Origin of the sequence: Brunnivagina elsteri CCALA 953 (assembly GCF_002289455.1) — a bacterium.
In the GTDB taxonomy this organism is placed as follows: domain Bacteria; phylum Cyanobacteriota; class Cyanobacteriia; order Cyanobacteriales; family Nostocaceae; genus Brunnivagina; species Brunnivagina elsteri.
In genome coordinates this window covers 1-8,132 of record NZ_NTFS01000309.1, presented here as the reverse complement: position 1 = coordinate 8,132, position 8,132 = coordinate 1, and the positions used below count along the sequence as shown (strand labels likewise).

6 protein-coding genes are annotated in these 8,132 nt (G+C 39.3%); 5 read left to right on the top strand and 1 reads right to left on the bottom strand.

Translation table 11 applies throughout. The features are described from left to right. Window positions 1-114: 114 nt before the first annotated feature. Together CK510_RS22145 and CK510_RS32930 are read left to right on the top strand one after the other, a co-directional pair. Window positions 115-1,317, top strand: coding sequence for an urease accessory protein UreH domain-containing protein (locus CK510_RS22145; protein ID WP_095723755.1), 1,203 nt, complete (start codon window positions 115-117; stop codon window positions 1,315-1,317). 118 nt (window positions 1,318-1,435) lie between these two features. Next, on the top strand, window positions 1,436-2,023 hold the full coding sequence (locus CK510_RS32930) for a hypothetical protein (protein WP_211293255.1): 588 nt from the start codon (window positions 1,436-1,438) through the stop codon (window positions 2,021-2,023). A gap of 292 nt (window positions 2,024-2,315) precedes the next feature. On the opposite strand, the gene galE is transcribed toward CK510_RS32930, so the two are convergent. Next, window positions 2,316-3,314 carry a UDP-glucose 4-epimerase GalE gene (gene galE / locus CK510_RS22135; RefSeq protein WP_095723754.1) on the bottom strand — a complete coding sequence of 333 codons (999 nt, stop codon included), beginning with the start codon at window positions 3,312-3,314 and terminating at the stop codon, window positions 2,316-2,318. A gap of 251 nt (window positions 3,315-3,565) precedes the next feature. Here galE and fraI point away from each other — a divergent pair, with 251 nt between their 5' ends. The 3 genes from fraI to CK510_RS22120 all read left to right on the top strand — a co-directional run bounded on the left by fraI (window position 3,566) and on the right by CK510_RS22120 (window position 8,003). Beyond that, window positions 3,566-4,195: a septal nanopore formation protein FraI gene (gene fraI, locus CK510_RS22130; protein WP_095723753.1), complete on the top strand. Its 630-nt coding sequence runs from the start codon at window positions 3,566-3,568 to the stop codon at window positions 4,193-4,195. A gap of 497 nt (window positions 4,196-4,692) precedes the next feature. Continuing rightward, window positions 4,693-6,444 carry an ABC transporter ATP-binding protein gene (locus CK510_RS22125; protein WP_095723752.1) on the top strand — a complete coding sequence of 584 codons (1,752 nt, stop codon included), beginning with the start codon at window positions 4,693-4,695 and terminating at the stop codon, window positions 6,442-6,444. A 266-nt stretch (window positions 6,445-6,710) separates the two neighbouring features. After that, window positions 6,711-8,003, top strand: coding sequence for a hypothetical protein (locus tag CK510_RS22120; RefSeq protein WP_095723751.1), 1,293 nt, complete (start codon window positions 6,711-6,713; stop codon window positions 8,001-8,003). The last annotated feature ends 129 nt before the right edge of the window (window positions 8,004-8,132 follow it).

The following is an 8,132-nucleotide window of genomic DNA, read 5'->3' as shown; positions in this document are numbered from 1 at the left end:
GTTCCGCAGAGAATATTTGTGATGGTAAAAGTTTAATTATTAGCCGTTTAGAGTATGGCTAGGCAATTATAAAGTCTAATTCCCAATTCTCAATTCCCAATTCCCAATTAGAATATGCTTGATTTTTGGCTGATAACTACACTGGGATTTTTAGGAAGCTTTGGACACTGCGTTGGTATGTGTGGTCCCTTGACTGTAGCTTTTTCTTTGTCTCAAAATCAAAATCAAAATCAACAAAACTGGCAGCAGCAATTACAATTTCATTTACTACTAAACCTTGGTAGATTACTTAGTTATACCCTAATTGGTGCTGCGATTGGGGCAATAGGTTCAGTATTATTAGCTAGCGGGCAAATGGCTGGTATCGGTAGCGAATTGCGTCGTTGGATGGCAATTTTCACGGGTTTGTTGTTGATTTGGTTTGGATTGCGACAAATTAATCCTGAATTTTTACCACGTGTACCCTTTTTTCACCCAATATTACAAAGTCGTTTGCATAATAGTTTGAATGCGGGGATGGTCAAACTCTCTTTAAAATCCGAATGGTGGACACCTGCTTTATTGGGGATAACATGGGGTTTAATGCCTTGTGGATTTTTGTATGCAGCTCAAATCAAAGCTGCGGAAACTGGGGATTTATTTAAGGGTATGGTGACAATGCTGGCTTTTGGCTTGGGAACCTTACCGATGATGTTAGGAGTGGGTATATCGACTTCTTTTCTCAGTAAAGATAGACGTAGCCAGTTGTTTCGTTTAGGTGGTTGGGTAACGCTGGTAATCGGGGCTATTTCCCTGTTACGTACTGGTGATACGATGGTGGATTATACGGGTCATGCAGCGTTGTTTTGTTTGATTTTAGCTTTGATTGCCCGTCCCATTAGTGATTTATATCCTACACTTTTACATTATCGTCGTGCTTTGGGAGTGGGTACTTATGTGCTTGCGATCGCACATACTCTCCATATGATGGAACATTCTTTGCAATGGAATTTACAGGCTTTTTGGTTTTTACCCCTACAGTTTCAATGGGGAATGGTTTTTGGTGCGATCGCATTGATTTTAATGACTCCTGCTGCACTCACTAGTTTTGATACGATGCAGAAATATTTGGGTAAGTATTGGCGAAGAATTCATTTATTGGGGGTTCCAGCTTTAATTTGTACTGCTATTCACTCTGTTTTCATTGGTTCCCATTATTTGGGTGCTTTGCAAACTACTTGGTGGAATCAATTTGCGGTAATTTTATTAGGAATAATAATTGTTGCTGTTCTATTATTGCGTTTACGAAATCCTCGCCATCTATATCCGGGTAAATAATACGGGGAAAACAATATCAGGATAAATAATATCAACATAAATAATATGAGGGCAAACAACCGTTTGCCCCTACGGTATTTGCGATAAGCATAGCTTATTTTAATTTCACTTTAAAATTATGATGAAAAATAAATTTTTACCTTTACTGATTTTTCTACTTTTTACTTCTCCTGTATTTGCTCACAAAGTCAAAATTTCTGAAGATGCTGGTGCAACCCTACATATTGAACCAAATGATAATCCTCGCGCTGGGGAAGCTGCACAAGCTTGGTTCGCGTTGACTCGTAAGGGTGGAAAAGTGATTCCTTTGACTGAATGTAATTGTCAGCTTACTGTGTATTTGGAACCTCGTAAACCTGATGAAATCGCGTTGTTAAAACCAAATTTAAAAGCCATTGTTGCGGAAAAATATCAAGGTATTCCAGGTGCTGATATTATATTTCCTAAACCTGGTGCTTATTTGTTAGAGCTAAATGGGAAATCTGTAAAAGTAGATGGTTTTAAACCCTTTAAATTGATATTTGAAATCACTGTTGCTGCTGGTACTTCTTCTGCAAATCCAAGTTCTACTCAAAAGTCACAAGTTAAGCAAGAAAATCAAAAAAGTGATAGTTCACCATTCTCACAAACCGTTTTAGTTGCGGTTTCTATATCCGTTCTTGCGGGAATTTTGGGAATAACTTTAAAGTTATTCAAACGAAACTAATCGAAGAAGAGAAATTACAATCTTAATCTCAATATTGAAAAGAGGAAATTATTGATTTCTTTCGGATTCTCTGATATATTGAACTTAGTGATTTTATCATAATGGGAATATTTGCCAAATTTTTAAGGAAACTACCACCCAATTATATTTAAAATCAATTTTCAGCTCACTATAAGGATACCATTTATTCCAAATAAATCGAAAAATCTTTACAAAAAAATATAATAACCAAAAACATATAATAACACCGTAGGGGCGAACAACCGTTCGCCCTTTTATTTCTATAAATTAATCAAGCATGTCTTTTTTGATGCCAAGCCCAAGCATGAGTAAGTATATTGTCGAGGTCAGGATATTTGGGTTCCCAGCCTAGTATTTGTCTAGCTCTGTCGCCGCTACCAATCAAAGCGGGGGGGTCGCCAGCCCTGCGATCGCACTCAACCACCTTAATTTGCTTGCCTGTAACTTTTACAGCAGTATCAATCACTTCCCTTACAGAGAAACCATTGCCATTACCCAAATTAAAAACAGCACTATCCTTACCCTTCAATAAATATTCCAACCCCAAAACGTGAGCATCAGCCAAATCGCTAACGTGAATATAATCACGAATACAAGTACCGTCGGCAGTGGGGTAATCAGTACCAAAAATCGAAACCGACTCCCGCTTTCCTAAAGCAGTCTGTAAAACCAAGGGAATCAAATGGGTTTCGGGATTGTGGTCTTCCCCCAAATTTCCAGCCGGATCAGCACCTGCGGCATTAAAATAACGAAAACGCACCGACTTTAAACCATAAGCAACATCAAAATCAGCCAAAATCCTCTCTACCATCAACTTAGTAGCGCCATAGGGATTAATAGGATTTTGGGAATGCTCTTCAGGAATTGGCACTTGATTGGGAACCCCATAAGTCGCACAAGTTGATGAAAATACAAAATTCTTAATTGAAGCCGCTTCCATAGCCTCCAACAAAGTCAGTGTACCGATGACATTATTGCGGTAGTATTTTGCCGGGTTACTAACCGATTCCCCTACGTATGCGTATGCGGAAAAATGCATAACAGCAGCAAATTGCTGGCTTGTAAAAAGCTTGTCAAGTAAAGCCCGGTCATTAGTGTCCCCTACAACCAATTCCACCTGTAAAACCCGCTCAACCAAGTCACGATGACCGTACACCAAGTTATCAAGTATTACCACCCCATAACCAGCTTTTTTCAAGGCAAGCACTGTATGGGAGCCAATGTATCCAGCTCCCCCAGTCACGAGAATAGTAGGCTTTCCAGACGACATAGTTTTTCCTTTTATGTTGACGACACTTTCATTAATCTAATTTACAGAATGGAAAATACCGAATAATAAAATTACAAAATACGGGCGAAGTTAGAGAATATGCTCTAAAATCACTACGTTGGTAGTCTATGTGTGTGGGTGTGAGGAGTATTTGCAGTCATCTATAAGTCCTATTACAATTTGACGGTAATATAAATCAACTGCCCAAAACCTATTGGCTGACAGCAATAGCAGATTTGAGAGAGAATCTTATGTTCGTAATGTTAAGCCGGGTTCTACTGTGGCTGCTTCTCGGTACTATTATTTTTTCATTGTTCCAGAAGCTTTATCCGAAGGATGGAAATTTTGTCGGAAGACTATTTCTAGCGATTTTGTTAATTGTTCTGGTACTGTCATTCTTTAACCCTGGTGGCAGTGGAACAGTTGTTTCGCCGATATGGCAATTAGTCTCATTCCCATTGAAGCCACTAGGTGCAGCAATTTTACTTATGATTGTTGCAGCCCAGAAGATGAAGGCAGGAGGGATTGATAAACCAGGTGGATTTATGCTGGGTTGGGCTTTAACGATTTTACTAATCGCCAGTACTCCAGCCTTCGCTTATTTCTTGGTTAATCCCCGTCTAGCTGCCATGCTTCCAGAAGGGCAACCGAAGCAAACTCTAGTAGCATTAACGAATCCTGCGGATACACTTGGCATATCTCTTGGTAGTATACGTAGTGATGTTCCTACTTTGTTCATGCAATCAACACCCTCAGATGTTTCCAGACGCGGAAGGGTAGCACTGGAAGATTTTGTTCCGAATGCACAAACCTTGTCGCAAACCACAACTGCTTGGGAAGCTTATCTCAATCAAGTGTTTATTTTCTTGCGCGGTCGATAGTAATATTCGCGATCGCTCTACAAGTTCTATTTTACCTACAGCCACGCCTTCGTGGCTTGTTTTATTTTAGAGCTTAGGCAAGTGACATAAACATATCCGTCAAAGTTTATAAGAACGCTGCTTTTAGAAACAGGGGAATTAAACCCCCAAACTTAGTTAATGTTGGGTTCCGCGATCGCGACAGTTATTGTGGGAATATCGCACCACCAATAAAAATCTGGAGAACATGAGGTTATTTAGGGTTTTCGCGTTGGTTCAAGATTCCCTGACGACAAGCATCGTTAGAAGTCGGGAATCTGGCAGTTCGCATCGCTTGACGACTAAGACAGTCGCTACCAAAACTCTGGAAATGTCTAAACTCTTTGAATCCAAATCTGAATAGTCGCTAAATCAAGAAATTGACTTTCTCTAACGCACCGAACAAAGATTTTCCCTTCTGATACAATCAGTACTAAAACTACTACCAAAACCACAGGAAAAGTAGCGAAACTGCTGCAATGGCAACATCAAGAAGACTGGCAAAACTGGGTGCTTACCTGCTTCCCCATTGGCGTGAGGCAACTTTAGGGGTTATTGCTTTGTTAACTGTGAATGGGTTGGGTGTTTACATCCCCCTATTGATACGTTCTGCGGTTGACAAGCTCTCAATCCAATTTACGATGAGCCAAGTGGTACATTATGTTATCCCAATTGCGCTTTTAACCTCGGCAATGTGGTTGATTCGCATGGCTTCACGGATTTGGTTATTCGGTATTGGTCGTCAGGTAGAATTTGACCTGAAGCAAACTATTTTTGAGCATTTGCTGACATTAGAACCTGCTTATTTTGCGACTAATACGGCAGGGGATTTAATTAGTCGAGCTACAAGTGATGTTGATAATATTCGCCGCTTATTAGGTTTTGCGATGTTAAGTTTGGCGAATACCGTATTCGCTTACATGCTGACATTACCAGTAATGCTGAGTATTAGCATGGATTTAACTTTGGCATCCCTGGCAATATACCCTCTGATGTTTATGCTGGTACATCTGTACAGCGATAAACTTCGTAACCAACAAGCAAAAGTCCAACAAAAACTCTCCGACATCAGCGAACTAATCCAAGAAGATATAAGTGGTATTTCCTTAATTAAAATCTATGCCCAAGAGGAAAATGAGCGTCATGCTTTTGCTCAAAAAAACAAAAATGTACTGACTGCTAATCTGAAACTTGCCACAAGTCGGAATACTCTATTTCCGCTCATTGGTGGTTTAGCCAGTGTAAGTACACTGATTATAATTTGGTTAGGTGCAAGTCGGATTGCTGCGGGTAGTCTTACGGTTGGTAACTTTGTCACGCTGTTAATCTACGTCGAAAGGTTAGTTTTTCCGACTGCATTATTAGGATTTACAATTACGGCTTACCAACGTGGGGAAGTGAGTATAGACAGGATTGAAGCAATTCTTTCCACCAAACCCAAAATTGCCAACTTACCCGATGCGATTCATCTACCAATTGAGCAACTCAAAGGTAAAATTCAAGCTAGACTGTTCAGTTTTAGCTATCCCGGTAGTAAAACACCAGCTTTAGATGATATTAGCTTTACCATTGAAGCAGGGGAAAACGTCGCCATTGTTGGTGCGATTGGTTCAGGGAAAACTACCTTGGCAAACTCGTTACCGCGACTTTTAGATATTGCTCCAGGACAATTATTCCTCGATGGGGTGGATATCACTAAAATTACCTTAGAGGATTTGCGGAGTGCGATCGCATATGTTCCCCAAGAGAGTTTTTTATTTAGTACCACTGTTAAAAATAATATCCGCTACAGTGACCCATTAGCAGAATATCAAGAAGTAGAAGACGCGGCTAAAATTGCCCAAATCCACCCGGAAATTATCAACTTTCCCGATCGATATGAAACCATCGTCGGAGAACGGGGAATTACCCTTTCCGGTGGTCAGAGACAGCGTACAGCCTTAGCTCGTGCCATGCTTGTTGATGCCCCAGTGCTAATTCTGGATGATGCTCTTTCTAGTGTCGATAATCAAACAGCGACTGCGATTTTAAATAATCTCTCCGGGGGAACAAGAAAAAAGACAGTTATTTTTATTACCCATCAACTTTCTGCGGCTGCTGCGTGCGATCGCATTTTTGTCATGGATAAAGGACAAATTGTCCAGATTGGTACCCACAGAGAATTATTGCAGCAAGGTGGATTATATCGGACTTTATGGAGTCAGCATCAAGTGGAAGAATTATTAAAGTAGGGAATTTGGGGAAGACAGAAGGCAATAAGAGAACTCCACAGAAAGAAATGCTCTTCGGTCATTCTGTAGCTTGCTACTTACAGAAACCGCTTGCGCGTCTGCCGGAACGTACCGTCAAGACAAGCACGAGCGCAAGTTAAACCCGCAATTCCACCCCCGATGATAATTACTTTCATAGATACCCTATTTCCTCATCTACAATACGTAGTTACATTTGCTCAACTGATGGGAACACTAATTGTAGTGTTAACTCGACAGAGCAGTCTATGAATATACAGTATCTCAAGCGAACAAGATGGTGGCAGGGGGTTGCCGGAATTTTTCTATTGACTAGTGGGGTTGGAATAGGTGCATTTATTCATTTAACGCGATCGCCTGATGTTGCTAATTGTCAATCGAGTTCCCAGTTACAAGATGCTGCTGGTGCAATTATATACTGCGCCACAACCATTGCTGATGAACAAGATTCAGGTAAGTTATCCCAAGCAATTCGATTGGTAAATTCCATCCCCAAGGATAATCCTTTACGTGAAAGTGCGGATAAATTGGTTGAAAAATGGTCACAAGCACTTTTGAGTTTAGGTGAACAGAGGTTTGATGAAGGTGATTTAAATCAAGCTATCAAGATAGTTGAAGCTATTCCCAATCATTTACCTTTATATGAGTCTGCCAAAAAACAAACTGAAGAATGGAAGGATATTTGGTTGCGAGCAGAAAGAATTTATCAAACTGTTAAAGCCAAAATAGATCGACAAAATCAGGGAAGAATTTGGTACGCAGCATTTAATGAAGCCAAACAACTAAAAAGTTTAAATAATCAATATTGGGCATCTATAAAATATCAAGAATTACTCCATAGCATCCAAAGTGCTAAGGAAGAAAGGGAAAGAGAAAATAATGAAAATAAATTAGCAAAAGCTGAAACAACCACAAATTCAAATAATTCACCTGCATTTGATTCTAGGCAACGAACAGAAGACGAAGCTCAACTGGAAAAAGCCCGTACTTTAGCTAGTTCTGGCAAAATCGATGACATGCGATCGGCTTTAATTGAAGCAAGTATGGTGATTTCCGATGAACATCATCAAGAAGCTGAGAAATTAATCCAGAATCTGGAAAATAAGATTGCTACTTCAGAAGATAGTAACTACTTAGAAAATGCCAAAAAATTCGCTTTAAAAAATGATACTATTTCCTTAGAAATGGCTATCAATGAAGTGAATCTCATTGGCAAAGAACGACCATTATATAAACAAGCAAATCAACAAATGGCTCTATGGAAACAAAAAAAATCCGTACTCGAAGCTCAAGAAAATAGACTTTTAGCAGTAAGTAACTCAAATAACTCTAAAAAAATTAGTAATATAAATCCAGTTATTACTACCATCAAAAAATCTAATCCTGTTACAGCTAAAGTCCAAGTATCAAAACAATTACCACAGCGAGAAAAACCTGTAGTGATGGATAAATTACCTTCATTAACTGAGGTAAAAATAAATGAAACGCGAACAGATTTTGTACGATTAGAAGAACTAGAAAATAAGCAAATCCAGGAATAACAGCCTTAATTGTCATACTATATCCTGAACTTTTAGGTGCATTTACCTTGAGATTCGATTTTATCAAGCTTGTTTTATTACACAATATTATTGATATTCAAAGATTCTCTACTTCACTAATATAAAACC